This is a genomic window from Gemella bergeri ATCC 700627, assembly GCF_000469465.1.
GTDB lineage: Bacteria > Bacillota > Bacilli > Staphylococcales > Gemellaceae > Gemella > Gemella bergeri.
The window spans coordinates 1-24,113 of the sequence record NZ_KI271789.1; the positions used below are offsets into that span (position 1 = coordinate 1).

The following is a 24,113-nucleotide window of genomic DNA, read 5'->3' on the forward strand; positions in this document are numbered from 1 at the left end:
ACTGTTGCACTTTATTTTACAACTTATCAATATGATTTTTACATTTAATTTTCTTTTGCCCGCACAATGCGCGTAATTCAATTCCTTTAATATAAAAACCTTATTATACCAACGTTTAAAAAGGTTATTCCATAAAACCTTTTAATTTATTTAATTTAGATGGATGTTTTAACTTTCTTATTGCTTTTGCCTCAATTTGACGAATACGCTCACGAGTTACACCAAAGGCACTCCCCACTTCTTCTAACGTATGAGTTTTTCCATCTTTTAAACCGAAACGAAGTTTAAGAACATTTTCTTCTCTATCTGTTAATGTTTCCAAAATTTCTTCAAGCTGCTCTTTTAACAATTCATTTGCTGCATGTTCTACCGGTGATTGCGCCTCTTTATCTTCAATAAAATCTCCTAAGTGAGAATCATCTTCTTCTCCTATAGGCGTTTCTAATGACACAGGTTCTTGAGCAATTTTTAAAATTTCTCTAACTTTTTCCGGTGTCATATTCATTTTTTTGGCTATTTCTTCGGGTTTAGGTTCACGCCCTAAATCTTGAAGTAGCTGTCTTTGTACTCTAATTAAACGATTGATTGTTTCCACCATGTGTACCGGAATACGAATTGTTCTCGCTTGATCGGCTATTGCACGTGTAATCGCTTGTCTGATCCACCAAGTTGCATATGTACTGAACTTAAACCCTTTTGAATAGTCAAATTTCTCTACAGCTTTGATTAACCCCATATTCCCCTCTTGGATTAAATCTAAAAACAACATTCCTCGCCCTACATATCGTTTAGCTATACTTACCACTAAACGTAAATTTGCCTCAGCTAAATCTTTTTTTGCCTGTTCTTTTTCGTCCTCAGTTCCACTTTCTATAATTTTAGATAATTCTAATTCTTTTTCTTTTGATAATAACGGCACTTTCCCTATTTCTTTTAAATACATTCTAACAGGATCATTTGTTCTTATACCGGCTGGAACAGATAAATCTTCTAAATCTATTTCCTCTTCTTCAGCATCTTGGTGATTTGCATTTATTAAAATAATATCCTCACGATTTAATTCTTCGTAAAAATCATCTATTACATCAGAAGAAATGTCCAATTTAGATAAAGCATCTACTATTTCTTCTTGTGCAAGTTCACCTTGCTTTTTACCTTTTTCTATAAACTCTTTTTTTATGGTTTCAAAATCTTTTATCTTTTTAGCCATGCCCTTCTCCTTATTTTTTGTATTTTTTTAACTGTTCCAATAAACTTTTTTGTGTTTCTATATCCATTTCTTGGATAGCTATTTTTAATAATTCCTTTAACTCATCAATATTAACTTCACGCTTTTTAAAATGATTTATATAATCATTAACCACTTCGTTATTTGGATTTTCCTCTATTAAAAAATCTGTTTCATCAATATATGTTGCCAACTGAATCGTCTCTTCATCATCAATACTATGAATAAATTTATGAATATAAAACTCAAAATTATTATTATAATAAATTATTAAATAATCTAATAATTTTTCAAATGAATGATGTTTGAATTCACAATCTTCTAACTGTTCATAGTTTTCTATAAAAAGAAGCCGACTTTTAAAAAAATATTTAAACAACTTACACATTTTCTTATCATAATTTATATTATTAAATATTTGCGACTTATCTTGTGGTAACTGCCACTGTCTAAATACTTCTTTTTTTCTTATTGACTTTGTCTGATGCAACTCTTTAACAAGAATTTGACGTTCTATGCCGAATTTTTTTGCTAAATAATTTAAAAGTATATATTTTAATGATTCATCTTCTATGTAGGAAATATTTTTCAGTATTTCATTTTTATAGTTTATCTTTTTCTCAATATTTGTTTTTGATTCTGCTTCACAATAGTCAACTTTAAAGGTTATAAAATGTTCTTTATTATTTTTAAAATAATTTTGAACATCAAAATCTTTATTATTTTTACTTTTTTGTGTTAAAAATTCATCTAAATCTTTTGCTCCGGAAAATTTTAATTTAAAAATATTATCCGTTCTTTCTACTATCCTGTTACCCAATTCTATTTGTGCTTTACTTCCTGCTGAATCATTATCAAGACCAAGCGTTATTTTGTCAACTAATGTCAGTATTTCTTCCAATTTATTATTGTCGAGATTTGTTCCCATTAAAGCAATGGCATTTTTTATACCGCCTTGATGTGCTTTAATTACGTCCATGTATCCTTCACAAAGTAATATTTCTTTCTCTTTTGCTATAAAAGGTCTGGCATCGGAAAAATTATAAAGGACTGTTCGTTTTTCAAATATTTTTGTTTCTTGAGTGTTATAATACTTAGCTATTTCTTTATCTTCTGACATGGTTCTTCCGGAAAAGGCAACCACTTGATTTTGATTATTTTTTATAGGAAACATTATCCTATCTCTGAAAACATCATAATAATTATTATTTTCGTTTTTTCCAAGCAATCCCGCTTCCACCATTATATCTAACGATAAATTATTAGAAGTAAAAAAATTTAATGCTATATTATTACTTTTTGGGGCGTATCCTAAGTTAAAATACTTTATTGTTTCCAAAGTTAATCCCCTATTTATTAAGTAATTTAAAGCATCTTCCGCCTCTTTGGTATTTAAAAGAATATAATTATAATAATCTGCAAGTAGCAAATGTCCATAATACATTATATCCAAATCGTCCGTTAAATTATAACTTATATCTTTTGATTCATTTGACTCTAAATTTAGTCCTAATCTTGTTCCTAATTTAACTACTGCTTGATTATATGTAATATTTTCAATGAGCGATAAAAATTGGAAAATATTTCCACCCTTACCGCAACCGAAACAGTGAGCAATCTGTTTATCGGGAGATACCGTAAAAGAAGGTGTTTTTTCATTATGAAATGGGCATAAACCTATATAATTTTGCCCACGTTTTTCTAATTTTATGTACTCGCTAACCAAATTTACTATATCTATATTCTCAAAAATATAATCTATATCTTGTTTAGAAATTTTCCCCACTTTACTCCTCCTCTAATAATCTAAAATTATCAACTATATGAAAAAGCGATAAAATTTCCCTTTTATAATTATACCACAAATTCTCAAATTAAGATATAACTTAATTCATATTGTTTAAAATAACCTATTTAGAAATTTGTTCTATTTTCAAAATAATTTTATTATTAAAAATATTTACAATAAAAACTGTCCTAAATTGACTTTCTTTTATAATATATTTATAATATTGTTATAAAAGAAAAAGGAGTTTTATTTGTGAAAGCTATTATTGTTGGTGGTGGAAAAGTTGGTGAGCTTCTGTGTGCCGACTTTTCTGACACTTTTAGAGAAGTTACTCTCATAGATACAAATGAGAAAAGAGTAGAAAAATTAGTTGAAGCACATGACATTCAAGGTTTACTTGGTAACGGTGCTAATTATGATATACTTCAAGAAGCAGGAACAAACATGGCAGATATGTTTATTTCTGTTACAGCTAGTGATGAAATAAATATTATTTCTTGCATTACTGCCAAACAAATGGGTGCAAAGTACACTATTGCCAGAATAAGAAATCCGGAATACTCCAAAACGAAAGAATTTTTAAAATCTTCTCTTGGAATTGACCTTGTTGTTAATCCTGAATATGAAGCTGCTAAGCAAATTTTTAATATGTTAAAATATCCTTCTGCAACAAAGGTTGAAAGTTTTTCTTGTAATAAATTCAACATATTAGAAGTTGTTATCAATGAGAACAGTCTTCTAAATGGTGTTTCTCTTATAGATAGTAAAGAAATTATTACTTTCCCTTCATTAGTTTGTTTAGTAGAAAGAAAAGGATTAGTCTTTGTCCCACGTGGTGATTATATTTTTGAAGTTGGGGATAAAGTCCATATTACAGCAGATAATAAAAATTTAAAAAAATTCTATAAACTTCTTGGTAATAAAGAGAATATTGACAATAAATTATCTTCCGCTCTTATTATCGGTGGTGGAAAAATTGCCTACTATCTTATTAAATTTTTAGAAAAAGCCAACTTTTACACAAAAGTAATAGAAATTAATAAAGAAAAAGCTATCTCACTTAGTGAAACTTATCCAAATGTTGATGTTATTTGGGCTGACGGTAGTGATCGTGATACTCTGATAGAAGAAGGCATTCAAACTTTTGATAGTTGTATTTCTCTAACCGGTCTTGATGAAGAAAATATTATTATCAATCTTTATGCTGATAAACTGGGAATAAAAAAATCAATCGCTAAAGTCAACAGAGCCTCTCTTAAACAAATTGCCGAAGATATTGGACAATATTCTTATATAACCCCAAAAGAAATAATTGGAAATGTAATTTCAAAATATAGTAAATCTTTACAATGCAGTAAAAGTTCCGATATAGAAAATTTTTATCGAATTGCAAATAATCAAGTCGAACTTATTGAATTTAAAATTAGTGATAGTAATTTAAAAGTTATTGGAACAAAACTAAAAGATTTAAAACTTAATAATAATATCTTAATTCCCTTTATTGTAAGGAATAATAAACAAATATTCCCTAATGGTGAAGATGAAATCAAATTAAATGATAATGTTATTGTCATTTGCTACAAACAGAAAATTGAACATATTGATGATATTTTAATTAAATAAGAGAGGAGAAAATAATGAATTATAAAATGATTTTCCATGTAGTAGGAAAAATGTTTAAGTTACTTTCAGCATTACTTATGCTTCCGATTTTCGTTTCTCTTATTTATAAAGAACGTCAAAGTACCTTGCTATCTTTTTTAGCAGTTGCGGTACTTTGTTATATTTTTTACTTTGTTATTGATTACTTTACCGATGGAGAAAGAGATAGAGATTTTTATAATCGTGAAGGTTTTGTTATAGTTACTCTTACTTGGATTATTTTTTCTATATTCGGAGCATTACCTTTCTATTTTTCAGGTGAAATTCCAAATTATATAGATAGTTTATTTGAAACGGTCAGCGGTTTTACAACTACCGGTTCCACTATTTTACCTGATATTGAAAAATTAGATAAAAGTATTCTATTATGGAGAAGTTTTACTCACTTTATCGGGGGTATGGGGGTTATAGTTTTTGCACTTGCTATTTTACCACGTTCTCCACATAACATTCACATAGCAAAAGCGGAAATTCCCGGACCTTATTTTGGTAAAGTAGTTTCTTCAATAAAACAAACCGCAATCTATTTATACAGTATTTACATAGCTTTAACAGTTATTTTGTTTGTTTTGCTTTTAATTGGCAATGTTGGAGTATTTGATAGTTTAAATATTGCATTTTCTACTGCTGGCACCGGAGGTTTTAGTATAAAAAATTCCGGAATCGCTTACTATAACAGCACATATGTTACTGTCGTTGTAGCTGTTTTTATGCTTATTTTTTCTATGAATTTAAATATTATTTACTTCGTAATCTTTAAAAAATTTTTTAAAGCATTAAAGAGTGAAGAATTACTTTGGTTCTTAGGATTAGTAGCATTAACGTCTGTGATTATATTCTTAGATATTTATCGTTCATATGATACACCATATCATAGTTTATTAGATGTATTTTTCACCGTATCATCGGTAGTATCTACAACCGGTTTTACCTATAACAACTTTGATATATGGCCGACATTTTCTAAAATGATTATACTACTTTTAATGATTGTTGGTGGATGTGCCGGGGGAACTGCCGGCGGAATAAAAATTCCTCGTTTTATATTTTTTGTTAAAAATGCAAAAAACTCAATCAGCAAGGCATTAAGTCCTAAAAAAATAATTTCAATTAAAATTGACGGAAAAATAATAAAAGATACTAACCCATTAGCAAACTATTTATTACTTTATAGTTTTATTTTTGTATTCTTATTACTAATTACCAGTATTCAAATAAATGATTTCCAAGATGCTATTTCTTTAGTAGTAACCACTATAAGTAATGCCGGCCCCGCATTTAATAACTACGGTCCGTTAAATAATTTTTCTTCTGTACCATATTTTACTAAAATTGTTTTATCAATTTCAATGCTTTTAGGAAGACTTGAACTTATACCGTTAATTGTACTGTTTTCTTCTAAAACATGGAGAAAACGCCATACTATTAAAAAATAATATAAAAAGATGAAATTCATGAGTTTCTACTTATAAATTTCATCTTTTATTATTGTTACTATATTTTCTATTTCATCATTTATTTTTTCGTCCAGTTCTTTTTTTGTTATAAGATTATCATTATGTGCTTCTGAATACCCCAATATGACTGATAATGAATTTTTTACTTTATGGAGCATAATTTTTTTCTTTTGTTCATTTTTATCAAGTTCAGTAGTTTTTAAATAAATTACCACTATATTAATTATTATCAAAATTGAAAGAACAATGTAAAAATAACTATTATAATAAGAAGTCACTAACGTTAAAATTATAAGAATATTAATTATAAAAAGGCTAATCATATTTTTCATGGTATAAATTATACACCTCTTTTTTATTTATATTAAATTCTTTCGCAGTACTTTTTATCGCTTCAGATTTTTTTTCTCCATTTTTTACTTTATTATAAATAATATCTACTAAATTTTCTAAATTAATTTTCTTTAATTCTTCTTTTTTGTTTGGAGATATTATTACAACAAACTCTCCTTTAGTTTTTATTTCACTATTTTTAAGCATAATAAGGATTTCTCTTGCCGATTTTGTCTCTATTTGTTCAAACATTTTAGTTAATTCTCTTACTATTGAAATTTCTCTTAATTCGTCAAGAGCAACTATATTTTCTATCAAATTAATTATTCTGTGTGGAGATTCATATACTATTCCTGTTGCTCTACTTTTTAAAATAAAATTTAATTTTTCTTTTAATTCTTTAGTTTTTCGTGGTAAAAAACCATAAAAAGTATAATTGTAAGACTCTAATCCGCTAGATATTAATGCTGTAAGTCCTGCATTAGCGCCGGGAAGTGCTACAACTTTTAAGCCTAATTCTCTGACTTTTTTTACCAATATATAACCCGGATCTGAAATACAGGGCATTCCAGCATCGGTAACTAATGCAACACTTTTTCTATCTTTAAGATATTCAACTATTTTCTCACTCATTTTATCTTCATTATGTTCATGATAACTAATTAATTTTTTACTTAATATTTTATAATGAGTTAAAAGCTTTTGTGTATTTCTAGTATCTTCACAAGCTATAATATCCACTTCTTTCAATACCTTTAATGCTCTTAAAGTTATATCTTCAAGATTTCCTATTGGTGTTGGTACTAAATACAGCATTATTTTTCTCCTTTAGTTTAGCATTAATTTCTTTTATATAAATTTTCTTTTCTTGTGTTAAATTTTCTTGAATATATGCTAGTTTATTTTCTTTTTTTAGTTGTTTAAAAGCATATTCTCTTTTTATTGCTTCACTTTTTGTCAAAAATTCTTCATAGATATTTCAGTATAACCGGTAGCCTAGATTTTGTGTACTTTGCACCTTTTTTTGCATTATGTACTTCTAATCTTCTTAGTATATTCGTGGTATACCCGGCATACAACGTATTATCAGAACATTTTACAACATACATAAAACTTTTAGTCAATACCATACACCTTCTTCATCTCGTTAGTATACGTCCCGTCTTCGTTATAAATATATAGGGGTTGCTCTACTTTTATATCATTCACAGCTGATATACTGCCTTCTACTAAAACCATTTTACTACCTTCACTGGATTTTTTACTGTAAACAAACCTTATTCTTTTAATAGAAAGCCCAACTTTTGAACATTCAGATATTATATCGGCAATTCTGTAAGTCCTATGAACAAGACTAAACTTTCCGTTTTGCTTTAATAAATATTTAATAGCAGTAACAACATCTGTTAAATTACATAGTAATTCATGTCGAGAGATATTATGATTAAATTTTTCACGTTTTTTCGGCATAATTTCAACCGGAAAATATGGCGGGTTGCATATGACGTAATCAAATGACGACGGATTATACAGTGATTTTACCTCTTTTATATCACCGTTTTGAACATGAATATTTGTTAAATTATTGTATTCTAAACTTTTCTTAGTTAGTTCAACCAAATTCTCCTGTATCTCCAACATTTCTATACAGGCTCTACTTCGTTCACGTAAAATAACAGAAATGCCACCGTTCCCACTACAAAGTTCTATAATATTTTTCTTTTCACTAAGTGGTACATTGGAAAAATAAGGGAGTAAAAATGAATCTGTTGACATACTGTAATAATCTTTTTGCTGAAAAATTTTAAAATTTTTTGAAACGTTGTCCAATCTTAAATTTTTTTCCATACTACCCTCTATATAATAATTCTATTTTTTGATTGTTTAATAGCAAAGAAAAAAGGAATTTTTCCAAAACCAGCATAGCTGAAACATTTAAACTTATGTCGGCTTTTGCCTGCAAAACACTTTCTTGAATTTTACCAATATTCTTTATATCATCTTCTGCTGCCATTTGTGGATATAAATTACTGATAAAAATTGATAAAAAATCAAAAAAATTAGTGATTTCATCTTTTGTTTTAAATTTTTCAAACATATATAGATTAGCTAAATGTTTATTTTTCTTATACTTCAATATAAACGTATTTATTATACTTTCAAACTCAGAAAAATCACTATTTTCATCTTCACAAGATCCAACAAGTCGAATATGCTGACAACGCGATGTAATAGTTGGTAAAATCGCACTAAGATTTTTGCAACTAAGTATTGCAATAATATTTTCTTCCGGTTCTTCTAAAAATTTTAAAATACTATTTGCAGCTTGCGGACTCATTTTTTCAATATCTTTTATCCAATATACTTTTTTACCGTAAAAAGATTTTATTGCTAATTCTGATTTTAGTTTTTGAATTTCTTCTTTTTTTATTGTAGATTCTTCACTATTTATTTTATAAAAATCAATATAATTACCGTTATCAATATTTCTGCAATTTCTACAATTTTCACAACTATAAAAACTTTTTTCATTATTATTCAAACAAAAAATTGCTTTAACAAACTGAATAACAAATTTATCAGAATATAAACTATCCTTACCTATAACAAGATAGGCATGGGATAGTTTATTATTTTTTAAAGCATTTTCTACTGATTTTAATGAAATAGCATCTTTTTTAAATATCTCCATCATTTAAAAATCCTTCTACTACTTCTAACGCCTCTTTTTCTACAATATTGTAAGGCTTATTAGCGTCTATAGTTTTTATCCTTTTATTATACTCTAACGAAAGTTCATCATAACCTTGTTTTACACGTTCATAAAATGATAATTCTTCTAAATCCATACGATTATTATTATCTCTATTTTTTGTTCGATTTAAACCTATTTTTACATCTACGCTGAAATATATGGTCAAATCTGGTTCTAAACCATCTGTTGTATACTTATTTATATTCATTATATCAATCTTCTTTAGTCCCCGACCATAAGATTGATATGCAATGGAACTATCTACAAATCGGTCACAAATAACTATATACCCTTTTTCAATATACGGTATTATCTTATTTATAATATGATCACGACGACTCGCACAAAATAGCAAACTTTCTGTTTTAGCATCTATTCTATTATTGCTGTCAAATAATAATTCTCTTACTTTTTCACTAAACTCTGTTCCACCGGGTTCTCTAGTTAAGACAACTTTATATCCTTTATTCACTAAGTATTTCGTTATAAATTGTAAAAAGGTAGTTTTTCCGGAACCATCTGTCCCTTCTACCGTTATGAATTTTCCTTTCATTAATTGTACCTTTCTATTTATTAATAAATTTTGTTATTCTCTCTACAGCTTCTTTTATATTCTCAATACTTGTTGCATAACTTATTCTAAAATAATCATTATACGCTGAACCGAATGCGGTTCCCGGAATTACGCCAACTTTGGCTTCTTTTGCTAACAACTTGCAAAAATCCATTGCTCCTAAACCACTATATTGTTCAGGAATTTTTGCAAAAATATAAAATGCACCCTCTATTTCCGGAATTTCAAAGCCTAATTCACGAAGTTTTGGAACCATATAATCTTTTCTTTCACGATAAGTTTCTATCATGTGTTGATTATATTTTTCCACCTCTGCATTCTCCAATGCTTCTACTGCTGCATCTTGAATAAATGTCGCTGCCCCTGATACGGTAAATAAATGGAAAACACCGATTTTTTTAATCATAGCTTCCGGTGCTGCAATAAAGCCTACACGCCACCCTGTCATAGCATGAGATTTTGATAATCCACTGATTAATACTGTCTGCTCCGGAATAAATGTAGCTAATGAAGTATGTTTATAGTTATATGTTATATCCCCATAAATTTCATCACTCACTACAAAAATATCATATTTTTTCAAAACATTTGCTATCGCTTCAACTTCATCTCTAGTATAAGATACACCGCTCGGATTATTCGGATAGTTAATTAACAAAGCTTTAGCATCAGAATTTTCCGATAAAACTTTGTCCAATTGTTTTGGTGTCAACTTAAATCCATTATCAACAGTATCTATGAATTTAATATTGCATTTATTTAAAATACCTACACCCTCATAAGCAGAAAAATATGGTGTTACAACTAGAATAGTATCTCCCTCATTAGTTATCGCAGATATTGTATGTTCTATAGCCGCAGATGCCCCTATCGTAACAATAACTTCATCAGGTGAATAGTTCAATCCGAATTTATTTTTTAAATTTTTTGCCCATGCAGTTCTTAGTTCTACAATACCGTTATTTACAGAATAATGCGTTCTGTTATTATCTAAAGCATTTTTTGCAGCTTCTTTAACTTCTTCTGCGGTATTAAAATCCGGCTCCCCCAACGTTAATTTTATAATACCGTCTATTGTTGAAGCAAATCTATCAAACTCTCTTATCGGAGATCCTGTTAAATTCGCAAGTGATGTATTAAACTTATTTTCTAACGACTTTTTTATTTCCATAATTTCTTACCTCTCTCCATATTTTATACTATTCATTTTAACATATTTCATAGAAAATTAAAATTCAAATAATATCCTATACTAAAATCATTTTTATAAAATTTTCAGTTTAAAATAAAATTTTATATTTAATACTTAAAAAACTTTCAACCTACTTTTAATATTCAGAAAATTTAAAAAAACTATTGCAATATTTTTTCATTAGTATTATAATGATAGAAAATAAGTAATTATTTATTATTTTTTAAAACATAGAACATATGAAGGAGCAATTTTATGAACAAATTAACAGTAAATGATATTGAGTTAAATCTTACTACCAATCCGAAAGAAAAAACACCTGATGATAAACTAGGCTTCGGACAAATTTTTACCGACCATATGTTTGTAATGGATTGGGACACGAAACGCAGCTGGCATAATCCTAAAATCGTCCCCTATGGACCGCTAGCTATCTCACCTGCACTAAATACTTTGCACTACGGTCAAAGCATCTTCGAGGGTATGAAAGCATATATTGCAAATGGTGAACCGGTATTATTTAGACCTGAAGAAAACTTCAAACGTCTTAATAATTCTGCCGATCGTATTGCCCTACCGAAACTTGATGAAGAGTTCGCCTTAACTGCTCTAAAAAAATTATTGCAAATTGATAAAGAATGGATTCCTAAATCAGAAGGGACATCTCTTTATATCAGACCGCTTATGTTTGGTGCCGAAGAAGCGCTAGGTGTTCATCCTAATAATAAAGTAAAATTCATTATTATGTTGTCACCATCGGGAAGTTACTTTAAATCCGGTTTACAACCAAATAAAATCTTCGTAGAAAATGAATATGTTCGTGCAGTTCGTGGTGGTTTCGGCTTTGCAAAAACTGCAGGAAATTATGCCGGTTCGTTAAAAGGACAGGCAAAAGCACAAAAACTCGGATATTCTCAATCATTGTGGTTAGACGGTGTTGAGCAAAAATACATCGAAGAAGGTGGAGCTATGAACATCTTTTTCAAAATCGACGGCAAATTTATTACACCTGAACTAAATGGTTCTATTTTACCGGGTATTACTCGTGATTCAGTGATTAAACTGTTACGTTCTTTAGGTGAAACTGTTGAAGAAAGAAAACTTGCACTAACAGAAGTATATGAGGCATATGATAACGGAAAACTTGAAGAAGTATTTCTATCTGGGACAGCAGCAGTTATCGCCCCCGTAGGAGAACTGTTTGACGGTACTAAAAAATTAGAAATAACTACTGAAGCCGGTGAATGGACTACTAAAGTCTATGAACAATTAACAGGTATTCAGCTTGGAAAAGTGGAAGACACTTTCGGTTGGGTTACTAAAGTAGAAGAATAAAAAGTACAAAGAAGGAAACTAAAACAACTAGTTTCCTTCTTTATTTTTGTAGTTTCATCTGTTATTTTAAAAATTTTAATTTGTTTTTTTCTTATATGCTAATGTATAAAGTCCTGCTACTAAAATTGCTCCACCTAGGAAATTCCCTAAGAAAATAACTCCCATATTTTCGGCAAACTGTGCAAATGTAATATTTGCACCACCAAACATTGCAGCCGGTATTACAAACATGTTAGCAACGACGTGCTGAAAGCCAACAGCTACAAAAGTCATTATTGGAAACCATGTTCCAAGTATTTTCCCACTGACATCTTTAGCACAGAATGATAACCATGCACCCATTCCAACTAGCCAGTTACAACCAATACCTGAAAATATACCTTGCCAAAATGTTGAATTAATTTTTGCTTCTGCTGTGACTAAAGTTTTTTCAAAAATTACCCCTTCGGTAAGTCCTGTAACATGTCCTAAAAAATATGCAACGAAGACTGCTCCTACTAAATTAGCAAGGGTTATTATAATTAAATTTTTCACAAGAAGTTTTAAACTTACTTTTTTATTAAAAAATGCCAATGTCACTGCCATCATATTACTGGTAATCAGTTCTCCTCCACCAACCAGAATACAAATAAGTCCAATTGGGAAAACAGCAGCACCTAATAAAACACCTAACCCCGCCCATTCATGAGGTATAGAACCGGCTACTCTAAGATAAGCTAAATATCCCACTGCAATAAATGCTCCACCTAAAAATCCTAAACTTAACATATATTTTAGGCTACCGGTGGCTTTCATAACTCCTTTTTTACTAGTGTATTCGTATAATTCTTGTGGCTCTAAATAAGCCTTTGTGTGCATAGCTTCTGCCATAATATTTTTCTCCTTATTTTTTAACTATAGCCATTATACAACATTAAAGTAGTTTTTTCAATCTGTTTTATAATAAGTTATTAAAACAATAAAAGATAATCTAAAATTAAATTTTAACTTTAGATTATCTTTTTTACTATTTACTTTCTTTTTTTATTAAGTTTAATAATATTCCTAAAATGAATCCTAATATCGCAAAATTAATCCATGCAAAATCTCCTTGAATTGGTAAGAATTTTACTAAAAAATTGTCAATAACCGGTACAGAAGTCCCTATAGTTGAAGTTACTGTTGTATATAAACTAAAAAGTCCTGTTAATAATGCTGTACTTGCATAAACAATTTTTTTCCCACCGAATAGATTATTTAAAAATCCTAATGCTATCAATACCATAGTTAGTGGATACAATAATACCAATACCGGAACTGCCCCTTTAATAATCGCTGCCAAACCGTAATTACCAATCGCAAATGAAAATACTGTTAGTATTATTGCATATACTTTATAGTCAATTTTAGGGTATAATTTATTGAAATATGTTGAACACGCCGTTACCAATCCTACACTTGTTGTTAAACAAGCCAACAACACAATAATAAACAATAGCACTTTTCCTACATTACCGAAGTAATATGTTGTTGCCCCCGTTAGAACTCCTGCTCCTGTTTTTTGTAATCCTAAAACCGTTACTGATGTAGCACCGATATTTGAAATAAAGATATATACCAACGCTAATAAAAGCGCAGCAATTAGTGCAGATTTTAAAGTGTTTTTTGCCACTTCTTCTTTTGTTTTTGCTCCATATAATTTTACGGCATTAATAACAATAATTCCAAATACCAACGAAGCTAAAGCATCCATAGTATTATATCCTTCCATTAAACCGCTGGTAAATGCCAAACCATTTGTTGCGTATGTTTGTGTTGGAGCTTGATAACTTCCCATTGGTTTTACCAGTGATGCAATTATTAAAATAATCATAGATAATAATAAAACCGGTGTAATCATTGTCCCTATTCTATCAACAAGTTTATTAGGATTAATAGCAAGCCATAACGTTGCCCCCATAAACAAAGCTAAAAATATTGCCTGTACATATATTGTATAGTTTGCCGGTATAAAACTCGATAAACCTAATTCAAAAGTAGTAGTTCCTGTTCTGGGAATTGCAAAAAATGGGCCAATAGTTAAATATAATAACGTAGTAAATAATATACCAAATGTTTTCCCTGCTCTGCTAGATAATTCCAATAAATCTTGAGCGCCTGAATAACCCATAACTAAAACTCCAAGTAGAGGTAATCCCACTCCCATTATAATAAACCCAATCATCGCAATAGGCAAGTGTTCTCCTGAATTCTGACCTAAAAACGCCGGAAATATTAAATTCCCTGCTCCAAAAAATAATGCAAATAACATAAGTCCGATAGAAATATATGGGTTTCTTTTTAAAAATTTAAGCATTCCATTTCCTCCATAATCTTTTTTTAAAACCTTGTATATATACATTAATACATTTATTAGTTTTTGTCAATAATATTTTTGAAAAATAATGATTATTTTATCATAAAATCGTTTAAATTTTCTGAAAAATTAAAATTAAATAACTACTAATTAATTTTTACTATAAAATTTATCGACAAATAACAAAAATCTTACGATATATAAATTATAGAAGATTTCATTTTTTCTACCTCTAAAAAATTAAAGAAATAATATTTAGTTTATAGTGGAAAACCATTATGTTAAAAAAGCGATTGTCATCTTCAGCTCCTACTTAGTAGATACAAATTAGATAAGTTTTTAAACTCAAATTTCTATATAATATGTTAAATCCTATAATACCTACTATAAATATTTTTCTTCTTAGTTTATTCTGATTTTATTACTTTTTCATATTTTATATTCTAAAAAAATTAAAAAATAATTAGTATGGTTTTTTCTTATCCACACTAATTATTATACACCCATTATTATATAATCCTTTTTATTTTTTTATTTCTTCTCTATAATCACAGTTAGCACAAGTTACACCTTTTTTATTTTCATATAAAATGTTATTACATTTTGGACAGAATCTATTAATAGGTTTATCCCATGATACAAAATCGCACTCTGGAAAACCTTCACAACCATAAAATACTTTCCCTTTTTTTGATTTTTTCTCTAATATATCATGATTATGACATTTCGGACAAGTTACACCAATTTTTTTCTGTATAGTTCCTGTATATCTACATTCCGGAAAGTTGGAACATGCTATAAATTTACCGAATTTCCCTAATTTATAGACTAGCGGTGCCCCGCAATCAGGGCAGTTTTCTCCTGTAAATTCCTGTTTAATTTCTACTTTTTCCATTTCACGTTCAGCTTTTTTAACATCTTTGCTAAATCCGGAATAAAAATCAGAAATAGTTTTTTTCCATGTTACTTTTCCTTCAGCTATACTATCAAGTTGATTTTCCAAATTAGCGGTAAATTGTGTATTAATAATATCCGGAAAATATTGTTCTGTTATCTTGCTAACAATGGTTCCCAGTTCTGTTGGCGTAAAAACTTTATTTTGAAGTTTTACATAGTATCTTTTTTGCAAAGTTTCTACTATTGTCGCATAAGTTGAAGGTCTACCTATGCCTAATTCTTCCAATGTCGCAATAAGTTTGGCTTCTGAATAACGTGCAGGTGGTTGAGTAAAGTGTTGTTCCTCTTTTATTTCTTTTATTTTAGCATTTTCCCCTACTTCAAACTTCGGTGCAATTTTCACCTTTTCTTTCTCTTTTAGTACCGCTAAAAAACCGTTAAATATCAAATTAGAGTGAGTACCTTTATAAACAACGTTATTATTCTCAAATGTTGTAACATTCATTTCATAGACGGCCGCACTCATTCTACTTGCAATAAAACGTTCCCATATAAGTTTATATAATTTATATTGATCCTTTGATAAGTAATCTTTTATTATATCCGGAGTATAATCTATATTTGTAGGTCTAATACCTTCATGTGCATCTTGAACATTTTTGCTTGCTTTTTTTGATTTAGCAGTAGCTAAAATATATTCTTTTCCGTAATTGGTTAAAATAAAATCATTTGCACTTGCGACCGCTTCATCTGATACACGTGTAGAGTCGGTTCTCATATATGTGATAAGCCCCGTTACTCCACCAAATTTTTTTAAATTAATACCCTCATATAACTCTTGAGCAACACTCATTGTTTTTCTGGTTTTGAAATTTAGTTTTCTTGAAGCATCTTGCTGCATTGTTGATGTAATATAAATATTAGGAGAATTTCTGTTTTTCTTAGATTTTGTCACATCAACTACTTTAAAAGTTTCACCTTTTATTGCTTTTTTTATAGTATCAACAATATTTTTATTTTCTAATTTTATTCTTTCATTTTTATATGAATAAAAATTTGCAGTAAGAATTTTTCTATCTTTTATAAAGTCTATCGGCATTGACCAATATTCTTCCGGTTTAAAGTTTAGTATTTCCTCTTCTCTATCTACAATCAATTTTAATGCCGCATTTTGCACTCTCCCTGCTGATAGCTTAGGTTTTACCTTTTTCCATAAAACCGGAGAAATGTTATATCCAACCAATCTATCCAAAATACGTCTTGCTTGTTGTGATTGAACCAAATCTGTATTGATTTTTCTCGGATGCTTTATTGCCTCTTTAACTGCATCTTTTGTTATTTCATTAAATACTATTCTGTTATCATCATTATTATCTAATCCCAAAATATATGCAATATGCCACGCTATTGCTTCTCCTTCTCTATCGGGATCGGAAGCTAGGAATACTTTTTTACCTTTTGCTTCTTTTTTCAAATTTTTTATAACATCCCCTTTACCACGAATAGAAATATAATCAACCTCAACATTTCCGTTGTCTAATACTTCAACTCCCATTCTACTTTTAGGTAAATCTCTGACATGTCCTTTTGATGAAATTACTTTATATTTTTTTCCTAGATATTTTTCTATCGTTTTTGCCTTTGAAGGAGATTCGACTATAACTAAATTTTCTGACATTTATTACTCTCCATAACTTTTTTAATAAGTAGTATCTTAAAACATTTTTTTATTTTTGTCAAATTTTTATATTTCATATATGATAAAACAGCTAACATATAAATTACAAAATTAATAAAATTTACGATATAACAACCACTCTTTGCTATAATTAATCAATTTTAGTTAATATTAATGGTTCCTGATTTTCTCTGATAACTATTGTGTGTTCATATTGTGCAACATAAGAATTATCTGTTGTTATCAGTTCCCAATCATCTTTATCACTGTTTTCTACTGTACGTGCTTTTGTTGAAACAAATGGCTCTACAGCTAAACACATTCCATTTTTTAAAATTAAATTATCCCATGGATCAAAATAATTAAATACATGTTGTGGTTCTTGATGAAGAGATGTTCCAATTCCATGTCCGGTTAAATTTTCTATAACCTGTAACTTGTGTTCTTTTATTTTTTTATGAATATTTTTGCCGATTTGGTTTATTTTTGCCCCTGCTTTAGCGTGTTTTATGCCTTCATAAAATGCCTCTTGAGCTACCTCACAGACTTTTTCTTTCATCTTGTCATCAACTTTACCAACCACAAAAGAAACCCCGGTGTCAGCATAATATCCGTCTTTACATCCGGATACATCTATATTTAATAAATCTCCATCTTTTAAAATTTTTGTTGCCGACGGAATACCATGTGCAGCTTGGTGATTTAAAGAAATACAAGTATACCCCGGAAAATCATATTCTGTTATTGGAGCAGATTTTGCACCATATTTTTCAAATAATTCTTTCGCAATATTATCCAGTTCTTTGGTATTTACCCCCGGAATCGCCTTTTTCTTCATTTCGTCACGTATCGTTGCACAAATAAAACCTATCTCTTTCATTTTTTGTAATTGTTCTTCTGTTTTAATTATCATTACAATATACTCCTTACATCTAATCTATTAATTTTGATAAATTTTTTATCGTATATGTTGGTTGAATTTCTTTTTCTTTTAATTCTTTTAAACTTGTAACACCGGTTTGAACATGTATCGTATCCACACCGCTATTAATACCGGACATAATATCAGTAGAATAATTATCGCCAATCATGGTTATATCACTTTTTTTATAATTAAATAAACTCATAGCACTATCCATAATTATTTTACTGGGTTTTCCTATTATTGTAGCTACCGTACCCGTAGCATACTCTAAAAATTTTACCTGACCGCCATTACTTGGAATAAAACCATCAGCTGTTGGAAGTAAAGTATCCGGATTTGTTCCGATTAATTCAGCACCATTAAGAATAGCCTGACAGGCAATAGATAATTTTTCATAGGTCAATTTTCTATCAAGACCAACTACCACGGCTTCAATTTTATTCTTGGAACTAACTTGTTCAAAATCACATAAGGTATCTACAAGCCCCTTTTCTCCAATAATGTATATCATTTTGTAGCCTTTTTGTCTTAAATATTTCTTAGTAGCCTCACTTGAAGTGAAAATGTGTTCTTCTGTTGTTTCTACATCAAACTTTTCTAATTTTTTAACAACATCTTTAGGTTCTTTCGTGGAATTATTTGTTAAAAACAAATAGTCAATATTATTTTTATTGAGATAAGCAACGAATTCTTTAGCATACTTAATTTTTTTACTTCCATTGTAAATAGTACCATCCAAATCAATAAGATACAATTTATACTTTTTTATTTTCATTTTATTCACCACTATTTTTAATTTTACTTTGAATAATTTTAGGTATATCCACAAATAACTAACTACTATTGTACAATGATTATAAAAAAAATAAAAGCATTAATTCTGTTTTTCCAAATTAATGCTAAATAAATTTATTAAAAATACTATCTAAAAAGACTAGCCACGAATTCATCTCAGCTAACTGTCTTTTTTCATGATACCAAACAATCATAATAAGCGATTGAAAAGTTATATACCACTTTAATCTATTTCTATACTTTAAAGTCGGCTTTTCTCCATAAATATCAAGCCACTCACTCCAATTATCTTGTGGAATATACTTATATAATATATAAGAAATATCTATCGCAGGATCACCTAATATCGAATGTTCCCAATCAACTAAAAATAATTTTCCATTATCCGATAATAACCAATTATCTTTATTTAAGTCGGTATGACACGGAGCATATCGAACGTTATCATCCGGAATATTATTTTCCAAATAATTAAGTGCATTTGTGATATTGTTGTTTTTTCTAAGTTCACTATTAATTAAAGATTTCAAATTATTCAACGAACTAAGTGCGGTTTCTTTTTTATAACCTTGTGCCTGCATAATTTTTCTTAGTTTAATAGAAGTATGAACCTTTTTTAAAATTTTCGGAATACGTTTATCGGTCATATCAGAACGTTTTAATGTCCGACCATTTTCAAAATCCTGTGCTATAAGCACATCACCATTACTAATTCTTTTAGTCCATCTTAATTTAGGAACTATCCCTTCTGCCGAAAGAGTAGCTATCATCGGAGTAGTATTTTTCTTTATAAAATAATTATGGTTGTCTCTTGAAAAAAAATAATCGTCTTCGTAATGCTCATCTAAAGTCCAACCCATTTGATAATATTCTTTAGACATCATACTGCTCCTTTCTAAATTTTTTTACTAACTATAACGCACTATTTATTTTACAATCTTTAATAGAATTTTTCAAGGTAATATTTTGTGTAAAAAATTAAAATTCTCAAAGATATTTTAATTACAAATTATGTAATTAATAAAAAATATCTTTGAGAACATAAAATTTACTTATTTTTATAACTATAAATATTTTTTACTATAAATATTTTAATAGAAAAAATTATTCACAACAAAGTCTGTATATTCCTTCAGCATAAATAGCAGTTGAAAGTAATAAGTCATCTACCAAGATGAACTCATTTGCTTGGTGCATTGTGTCTTGTCTTCCGGGTAGTAATGCACCAAATGCAACACCTTTTTTAAGACAACGTGCATATGTACCACCACCTAAAACAAAGGCGTCGTTTTCTTTATCACCGGTATATTTTCTATATACATCAACCAACGTTGTCACTAATTCATCATCTTTAGATACATAATGTGCCTCTTTTGTACTTGTTATTTCAAGAGTTATATTATCTATTTTTAAATTATTTAATTTATCAACTAAATTAAAGTTTTTAGGATATCTGCTATCCGTAGAAGCAAAACCTACTTTTTCAGCAGCATTATATTTTACAATACCATAGTTATAAGTTGCTGTTCCCATTTCGTCATCTTCGTATTTCAAACCTAAACGTTCCCCAAACGGATCATTAGCTAATTTTTCTGTAATAAAACTTACGAAATTTTTGCCATTCACATCTAAATTTAACATATTTAGAAACTCTGCTAATTTAGTTGCTCCGTTAATACCTAATTGCGGTGTTGAACCATGAGCAGCTTTACCTTTAAGTTCTAACTCTATATTTTCTTTTACGCTTACAGTTCCATCCAACTTTTCAGCCGCCAAGAATTTTTCAAATTTTTCTTTTATATCACGAACATCACCTTCTAATACAGCTTTAGCACTAGCAACTACCATATTTGGAACTTGACCGCCTTCAAAGTTTAACAACTTATAATCATAACTGTTCACTTCATCTTTAAAGTTTAATTTATAATCAAATGTTGCACGTGCTTTCTCAGCATAAACCAGTGGATACATTGCATCCGGAGTAAATCCGGTAGCAGGTTGTTCCTCGTGTTCAAAATACGATTTAACACATCTGAAACCTGTTTCTTCGTCACTACCAATAATTAGGCGAACACGTTTGTTCCATTTAACCCCTAGTTTATCCAATAATTTAATAGCATAGTAAGCTGCCATAGTAGGTCCTTTATCATCTAAAGCACCACGTGCAAATAATTTACCTTCTCTAATTTCCGGTTTAAAAGGATGGCTAATCCAATCTTCTTCTACCACCGGCACTACGTCAACGTGTCCTAAAATACCGAACAATTCTTCCCCATTACCTGCTTCAATATGACCGGCTTTATTTTCAACTAGTTTAGTTTTGTAACCATCACGTTCACCAAAAGATAAAATCTTATCTAATGCCTTTCTTGGTCCACTTCCAAAAGGAGTCTCATCCGTTACATCTGTTCCTAAAATTGATCTAACGCTTAGTAAATCAAATAAATCCTTTAGTAATTCCTCCTTATGTTTTTGTACCTCTTCTATAAAATTGATATTCATAACATATCCCTCCATAATTATTTTTTTAAATTTTTTATTTCCTTATCTGTTAAATATCTATATTCTCCTAATTTTAAATTATCATCTAAAATTAAGGTTCCTATTGATATGCGTTTTAAGTAAGTTATATTTACACCTAAAGACTTCATCATTCTTTTTATCTGATGAAATTTTCCTTCAGTAATGCTAATGTAAGCTGTACTTTTTTCTTGCTTAGAACTCAATACTTCTAACACCGCACTCTTACATCTATATCCATCTTCAAGAATAATACCTTTTTTTGCAATTTCCACTGCACTTTCTTTTAAAAACCCATCTACCTCAAGATAATATTTTTTCTTAATATCCTTTTTAGGTGATATTAGCTTATGTGTAAGTTCACCATCATTTGTTAAAAACATCAACCCTACGGTATCTTTATCCAGTCTTCCTACAGGATGAGGATTATATATTTTATCATTATCATTTAATAAATCAACTACCGTTTTACTATCTCTATCCTCTGTAGCTGAAATTACATCTTCTGGTTTATTCATCATAATATAAATATATTTTTGATAAAGTAATCGTTTACCATTAAATATTACTATATCATGATTTTCATTAATTTTAAAGTCTATTGACTTAATAATTTCGTTATTTACTAAAATTCCTTTTTTAATTTCTTTTTTTGCTACTGCCCTGCTTAAACCAGTAGTAACACTGATAAATTTATCAAATCTCACTATCTAATTCTCCTTAGTGATTTAAGTGAAATATTTTTTCCAAATAAATATTTAACAAATTTCATTTTAGTTACACAATAAAAATATGTACTTGCCCCTATTACAGCACAAATTACCATAAGTATCATACTTGACAGTTTTGATTCCAAAGTAAAATTCTGTATAATCGCCGAATAAACAGCAGCAACTACTATAAACATTATAAAGCAACTGCAAATAAGAATTAAAAATTTCCCAACAAATTCTTTTGCTTTAAGTCTGACCTCTAAGTTTATCACTACTACATTTATCAGTATCATTACAACATATGTTGAAATTGACGAAAGAATAACTCCGTTTGTCTCAAACCTAATTACAAAAGGTGTTATTGTAAAATATTTTACCGCAAAACCAACTGCTATCGTTACTAAATTTATAACTTGTCTATTAACCGCTTGCATAATAACACTTGTTAAACTATATAATGAAAATAAAACTGCCAACGGTAAATAAAATCTTAAAAGTTCCGCATTAATTATACTTCTACTATAAAAGGTGGCATATAGTGGATCAGCTAATATATACATCCCGACTAATGCCGGCAAAACAATCATCATAAGTGATAAAATTACTTTATTGATCTGATTACTAACACCCTCTTTTTCACCTTTCGCATATAATCTGGTTATTGAGGGCAAAAAAGTGCTGGAAAAAGCCGGTGCTATAGCAACAGCTATCATAACAACTTTATTTACCAATTGCAAAGCTGAAAATCTTCCGTCAACTATATCTGCTTTTCCTAAAATTGTCATACCATGTATAAAATTATGCTGATCTATTATATTTAAGATTGGAAACAAACCAACAATAAAAATAAACGGAATTGATACAGAGAAAAATTCTTTTACTAAATCTTTCGTCGAAATATTTAGCTCCACTAAATTAGTCTTTGTATTATATTCCAATCCACCGCTATATTTTTTGTAAAAATATACTAATGTTAAAACCGAGAATATTGCTCCAATTGTTGCCGAAAATGTCGCCGCTACATTACCGATTACAATACCCTGATTTAAAATTTTTATTACAATATACGTAGCAACAAGCATAAATACAATTCTCATAACCTGTTCAATAAATTGGCTGATTGCTGACGGCAACATAATTTCATGCCCTTGAAACAAACCACGAACCCCGGCTGATACGAGAACAATAGGAATAGCAAAACTCAAACTTTTTAAAACCAATGCTCCGTCTGTCGGAGTAAATTTTTGTTGACTGCTAATTAATATTTGTTCTGAAATATAACCTGAACCGAAAAACAGAACAGAAAAACCGATAACTCCCATAATTATTAATAAAATAGAACCTAATTTTACTATTCTTTTACTAACATCATAAGCACCTAGTGCATTATATTTAGCCACTAACTTTGCAATAGCTAACGGGGTACCGGCTGAAGAAATTTCTAATATTGTTACATAATAGCTGTATCCATAATTAAATAAAGCCATCTGTTCTTCGCCGCCAATTATTTGGTAAAACGGTATTAAGTACACCGCACCTAAAATTTTAGTTAGAAGTAAACTAATACTTAACAAAGCTGTTCCTTTAAACAAGGAGTCTTTTTTCAAATTTTCCACATCCAAACTTTATTATTTAATTATAAAATACTATAAGTATAAATATTGATAAAAATAAACTAAGGCTGCAGCCAAACTATATGCCGCCACTAACCTTAACACTTTGTCCATTCTTCTTTTTTTAATTTTATTATTAGCAACCAATAAAATATAAGCTCCTAATAATAAAACAAAAGAAACAATAAACACTATAATAGACATAAATATCGCCATAGTTTAATTCCTTTCATATCTAATGTTATATAGTTATTTTATCATGATTTACATATTTTTTAAATAGCAAAAATAAATAAAATTCTTACAAACTAT

The 24,113-nt window shown here is 29.1% G+C and carries 21 protein-coding genes and 1 pseudogene; 3 read left to right on the forward strand and 19 right to left on the reverse strand.

Annotated features, from left to right (window positions below; all coding sequences use genetic code 11):
- Positions 1 to 124 precede the first annotated feature (124 nt).
- Positions 125 to 1,210, reverse strand: a complete 1,086-nt coding sequence (gene rpoD, locus HMPREF1983_RS00040; RefSeq protein WP_021752210.1) for an RNA polymerase sigma factor RpoD — start codon at positions 1,208 to 1,210, stop codon at positions 125 to 127.
- A 10-nt stretch (positions 1,211 to 1,220) separates the two neighbouring features.
- Positions 1,221 to 3,014 carry a DNA primase gene (gene dnaG / locus HMPREF1983_RS00045; RefSeq protein ID WP_021752211.1) on the reverse strand — a complete coding sequence of 598 codons (1,794 nt, stop codon included), beginning with the start codon at positions 3,012 to 3,014 and terminating at the stop codon, positions 1,221 to 1,223.
- A gap of 255 nt (positions 3,015 to 3,269) precedes the next feature.
- On the opposite strand from dnaG, the gene trkA reads away from it, so the two are divergent.
- Together trkA and HMPREF1983_RS00055 are read left to right on the forward strand one after the other, a co-directional pair.
- On the forward strand, positions 3,270 to 4,640 hold the full coding sequence (trkA, locus tag HMPREF1983_RS00050) for a Trk system potassium transporter TrkA (protein WP_021752212.1): 1,371 nt from the start codon (positions 3,270 to 3,272) through the stop codon (positions 4,638 to 4,640).
- Between the two features lie 14 nt (positions 4,641 to 4,654).
- Positions 4,655 to 6,115, forward strand: a complete 1,461-nt coding sequence (locus HMPREF1983_RS00055; protein WP_021752213.1) for a TrkH family potassium uptake protein — start codon at positions 4,655 to 4,657, stop codon at positions 6,113 to 6,115.
- A 26-nt stretch (positions 6,116 to 6,141) separates the two neighbouring features.
- Here HMPREF1983_RS00055 and HMPREF1983_RS00060 read toward each other — a convergent pair whose 3' ends face one another.
- The 7 genes and pseudogenes from HMPREF1983_RS00060 to HMPREF1983_RS00090 form a co-directional block, all read right to left on the reverse strand.
- The gene (locus HMPREF1983_RS00060; protein ID WP_021752214.1) at positions 6,142 to 6,468 is read right to left on the reverse strand and encodes a hypothetical protein; all 327 of its coding nucleotides are present in this window, start codon (positions 6,466 to 6,468) and stop codon (positions 6,142 to 6,144) included.
- Entirely contained in the window at positions 6,452 to 7,285 is an 834-nt protein-coding gene (gene rsmI / locus HMPREF1983_RS00065) for a 16S rRNA (cytidine(1402)-2'-O)-methyltransferase (protein WP_021752215.1), read from the reverse strand. The genes HMPREF1983_RS00060 and rsmI overlap by 17 nt, the downstream gene beginning before the upstream one ends.
- A 64-nt stretch (positions 7,286 to 7,349) precedes the next feature.
- A pseudogene (locus HMPREF1983_RS00070) lies at positions 7,350 to 7,593 on the reverse strand (GIY-YIG nuclease family protein); the annotation flags it as partial.
- A complete protein-coding gene (locus tag HMPREF1983_RS00075) occupies positions 7,586 to 8,317 on the reverse strand; it encodes a tRNA1(Val) (adenine(37)-N6)-methyltransferase (protein ID WP_021752218.1) in 732 nt (243 codons plus the stop codon). The pseudogene HMPREF1983_RS00070 and the gene HMPREF1983_RS00075, both read right to left, overlap by 8 nt.
- 1 nt (position 8,318) lies before the next feature.
- Positions 8,319 to 9,164 carry a DNA polymerase III, delta' subunit domain protein gene (locus tag HMPREF1983_RS00080; RefSeq protein WP_021752219.1) on the reverse strand — a complete coding sequence of 282 codons (846 nt, stop codon included), beginning with the start codon at positions 9,162 to 9,164 and terminating at the stop codon, positions 8,319 to 8,321.
- The gene (gene tmk, locus HMPREF1983_RS00085; protein ID WP_021752220.1) at positions 9,148 to 9,777 is read right to left on the reverse strand and encodes a dTMP kinase; all 630 of its coding nucleotides are present in this window, start codon (positions 9,775 to 9,777) and stop codon (positions 9,148 to 9,150) included. The genes HMPREF1983_RS00080 and tmk overlap by 17 nt, the downstream gene beginning before the upstream one ends.
- A gap of 13 nt (positions 9,778 to 9,790) precedes the next feature.
- Positions 9,791 to 10,969, reverse strand: coding sequence for an aminotransferase class I/II-fold pyridoxal phosphate-dependent enzyme (locus tag HMPREF1983_RS00090; protein ID WP_021752221.1), 1,179 nt, complete (start codon positions 10,967 to 10,969; stop codon positions 9,791 to 9,793).
- Positions 10,970 to 11,245: 276 nt separating this feature from the next.
- On the opposite strand from HMPREF1983_RS00090, the gene HMPREF1983_RS00095 reads away from it, so the two are divergent.
- The gene (locus tag HMPREF1983_RS00095; RefSeq protein WP_021752222.1) at positions 11,246 to 12,325 is read left to right on the forward strand and encodes a branched-chain amino acid aminotransferase; all 1,080 of its coding nucleotides are present in this window, start codon (positions 11,246 to 11,248) and stop codon (positions 12,323 to 12,325) included.
- A gap of 75 nt (positions 12,326 to 12,400) precedes the next feature.
- On the opposite strand, the gene HMPREF1983_RS00100 is transcribed toward HMPREF1983_RS00095, so the two are convergent.
- The 10 genes from HMPREF1983_RS00100 to HMPREF1983_RS00145 form a co-directional block, all read right to left on the reverse strand.
- Positions 12,401 to 13,195: a formate/nitrite transporter family protein gene (locus HMPREF1983_RS00100; RefSeq protein WP_021752223.1), complete on the reverse strand. Its 795-nt coding sequence runs from the start codon at positions 13,193 to 13,195 to the stop codon at positions 12,401 to 12,403.
- A 136-nt stretch (positions 13,196 to 13,331) separates the two neighbouring features.
- Positions 13,332 to 14,660, reverse strand: coding sequence for a branched-chain amino acid transport system II carrier protein (gene brnQ, locus HMPREF1983_RS00105; RefSeq protein WP_040460686.1), 1,329 nt, complete (start codon positions 14,658 to 14,660; stop codon positions 13,332 to 13,334).
- 523 nt (positions 14,661 to 15,183) lie between these two features.
- Complete coding sequence (gene topA / locus HMPREF1983_RS00110; protein ID WP_021752225.1) at positions 15,184 to 17,235, reverse strand: type I DNA topoisomerase; 2,052 nt, start codon at positions 17,233 to 17,235, stop codon at positions 15,184 to 15,186.
- A gap of 151 nt (positions 17,236 to 17,386) precedes the next feature.
- Positions 17,387 to 18,148: a type I methionyl aminopeptidase gene (gene map, locus HMPREF1983_RS00115; RefSeq protein ID WP_021752226.1), complete on the reverse strand. Its 762-nt coding sequence runs from the start codon at positions 18,146 to 18,148 to the stop codon at positions 17,387 to 17,389.
- A gap of 19 nt (positions 18,149 to 18,167) precedes the next feature.
- Positions 18,168 to 18,935, reverse strand: coding sequence for a TIGR01457 family HAD-type hydrolase (locus tag HMPREF1983_RS00120; protein WP_021752227.1), 768 nt, complete (start codon positions 18,933 to 18,935; stop codon positions 18,168 to 18,170).
- 124 nt (positions 18,936 to 19,059) lie between these two features.
- A complete protein-coding gene (locus tag HMPREF1983_RS00125) occupies positions 19,060 to 19,836 on the reverse strand; it encodes a phosphotransferase family protein (RefSeq protein ID WP_040460687.1) in 777 nt (258 codons plus the stop codon).
- Between the two features lie 223 nt (positions 19,837 to 20,059).
- Positions 20,060 to 21,457, reverse strand: a complete 1,398-nt coding sequence (pepV, locus tag HMPREF1983_RS00130) for a dipeptidase PepV (protein WP_040460688.1) — start codon at positions 21,455 to 21,457, stop codon at positions 20,060 to 20,062.
- Positions 21,458 to 21,474: 17 nt separating this feature from the next.
- On the reverse strand, positions 21,475 to 22,182 hold the full coding sequence (locus tag HMPREF1983_RS00135) for a pseudouridine synthase (protein WP_021752230.1): 708 nt from the start codon (positions 22,180 to 22,182) through the stop codon (positions 21,475 to 21,477).
- Positions 22,182 to 23,804 (reverse strand): putative polysaccharide biosynthesis protein, encoded by a 1,623-nt coding sequence (locus HMPREF1983_RS00140; protein WP_021752231.1) that lies wholly within the window; start codon positions 23,802 to 23,804, stop codon positions 22,182 to 22,184. The genes HMPREF1983_RS00135 and HMPREF1983_RS00140 overlap by 1 nt, the downstream gene beginning before the upstream one ends.
- 30 nt (positions 23,805 to 23,834) lie before the next feature.
- Positions 23,835 to 24,017: a hypothetical protein gene (locus HMPREF1983_RS00145; protein WP_021752232.1), complete on the reverse strand. Its 183-nt coding sequence runs from the start codon at positions 24,015 to 24,017 to the stop codon at positions 23,835 to 23,837.
- Between the last annotated feature and the right edge of the window lie 96 nt (positions 24,018 to 24,113).

What these genes read in the sequence shown, in the direction of transcription:
- rpoD (WP_021752210.1), bottom strand. Translation starts at nt 1,210, where the DNA reads ATGGCTAAAAAGATAAAAGATTTTGAAACCATAAAAAAAGAGTTTATA.
- HMPREF1983_RS00060 (WP_021752214.1), bottom strand. Translation starts at nt 6,468, where the DNA reads ATGAAAAATATGATTAGCCTTTTTATAATTAATATTCTTATAATTTTA.
- topA (WP_021752225.1), bottom strand. Translation starts at nt 17,235, where the DNA reads ATGTCAGAAAATTTAGTTATAGTCGAATCTCCTTCAAAGGCAAAAACG.
- HMPREF1983_RS00120 (WP_021752227.1), bottom strand. Translation starts at nt 18,935, where the DNA reads ATGAAAATAAAAAAGTATAAATTGTATCTTATTGATTTGGATGGTACT.
- HMPREF1983_RS00145 (WP_021752232.1), bottom strand. Translation starts at nt 24,017, where the DNA reads ATGGCGATATTTATGTCTATTATAGTGTTTATTGTTTCTTTTGTTTTA.
- rsmI (WP_021752215.1), bottom strand. Translation starts at nt 7,285, where the DNA reads ATGCTGTATTTAGTACCAACACCAATAGGAAATCTTGAAGATATAACT.
- HMPREF1983_RS00095 (WP_021752222.1), top strand. Translation starts at nt 11,246, where the DNA reads ATGAACAAATTAACAGTAAATGATATTGAGTTAAATCTTACTACCAAT.
- pepV (WP_040460688.1), bottom strand. Translation starts at nt 21,457, where the DNA reads ATGAATATCAATTTTATAGAAGAGGTACAAAAACATAAGGAGGAATTA.
- HMPREF1983_RS00090 (WP_021752221.1), bottom strand. Translation starts at nt 10,969, where the DNA reads ATGGAAATAAAAAAGTCGTTAGAAAATAAGTTTAATACATCACTTGCG.
- HMPREF1983_RS00075 (WP_021752218.1), bottom strand. Translation starts at nt 8,317, where the DNA reads ATGGAAAAAAATTTAAGATTGGACAACGTTTCAAAAAATTTTAAAATT.
- map (WP_021752226.1), bottom strand. Translation starts at nt 18,148, where the DNA reads ATGATAATTAAAACAGAAGAACAATTACAAAAAATGAAAGAGATAGGT.
- HMPREF1983_RS00125 (WP_040460687.1), bottom strand. Translation starts at nt 19,836, where the DNA reads ATGTCTAAAGAATATTATCAAATGGGTTGGACTTTAGATGAGCATTAC.
- brnQ (WP_040460686.1), bottom strand. Translation starts at nt 14,660, where the DNA reads ATGCTTAAATTTTTAAAAAGAAACCCATATATTTCTATCGGACTTATG.
- HMPREF1983_RS00080 (WP_021752219.1), bottom strand. Translation starts at nt 9,164, where the DNA reads ATGATGGAGATATTTAAAAAAGATGCTATTTCATTAAAATCAGTAGAA.
- HMPREF1983_RS00100 (WP_021752223.1), bottom strand. Translation starts at nt 13,195, where the DNA reads ATGGCAGAAGCTATGCACACAAAGGCTTATTTAGAGCCACAAGAATTA.
- HMPREF1983_RS00055 (WP_021752213.1), top strand. Translation starts at nt 4,655, where the DNA reads ATGAATTATAAAATGATTTTCCATGTAGTAGGAAAAATGTTTAAGTTA.
- tmk (WP_021752220.1), bottom strand. Translation starts at nt 9,777, where the DNA reads ATGAAAGGAAAATTCATAACGGTAGAAGGGACAGATGGTTCCGGAAAA.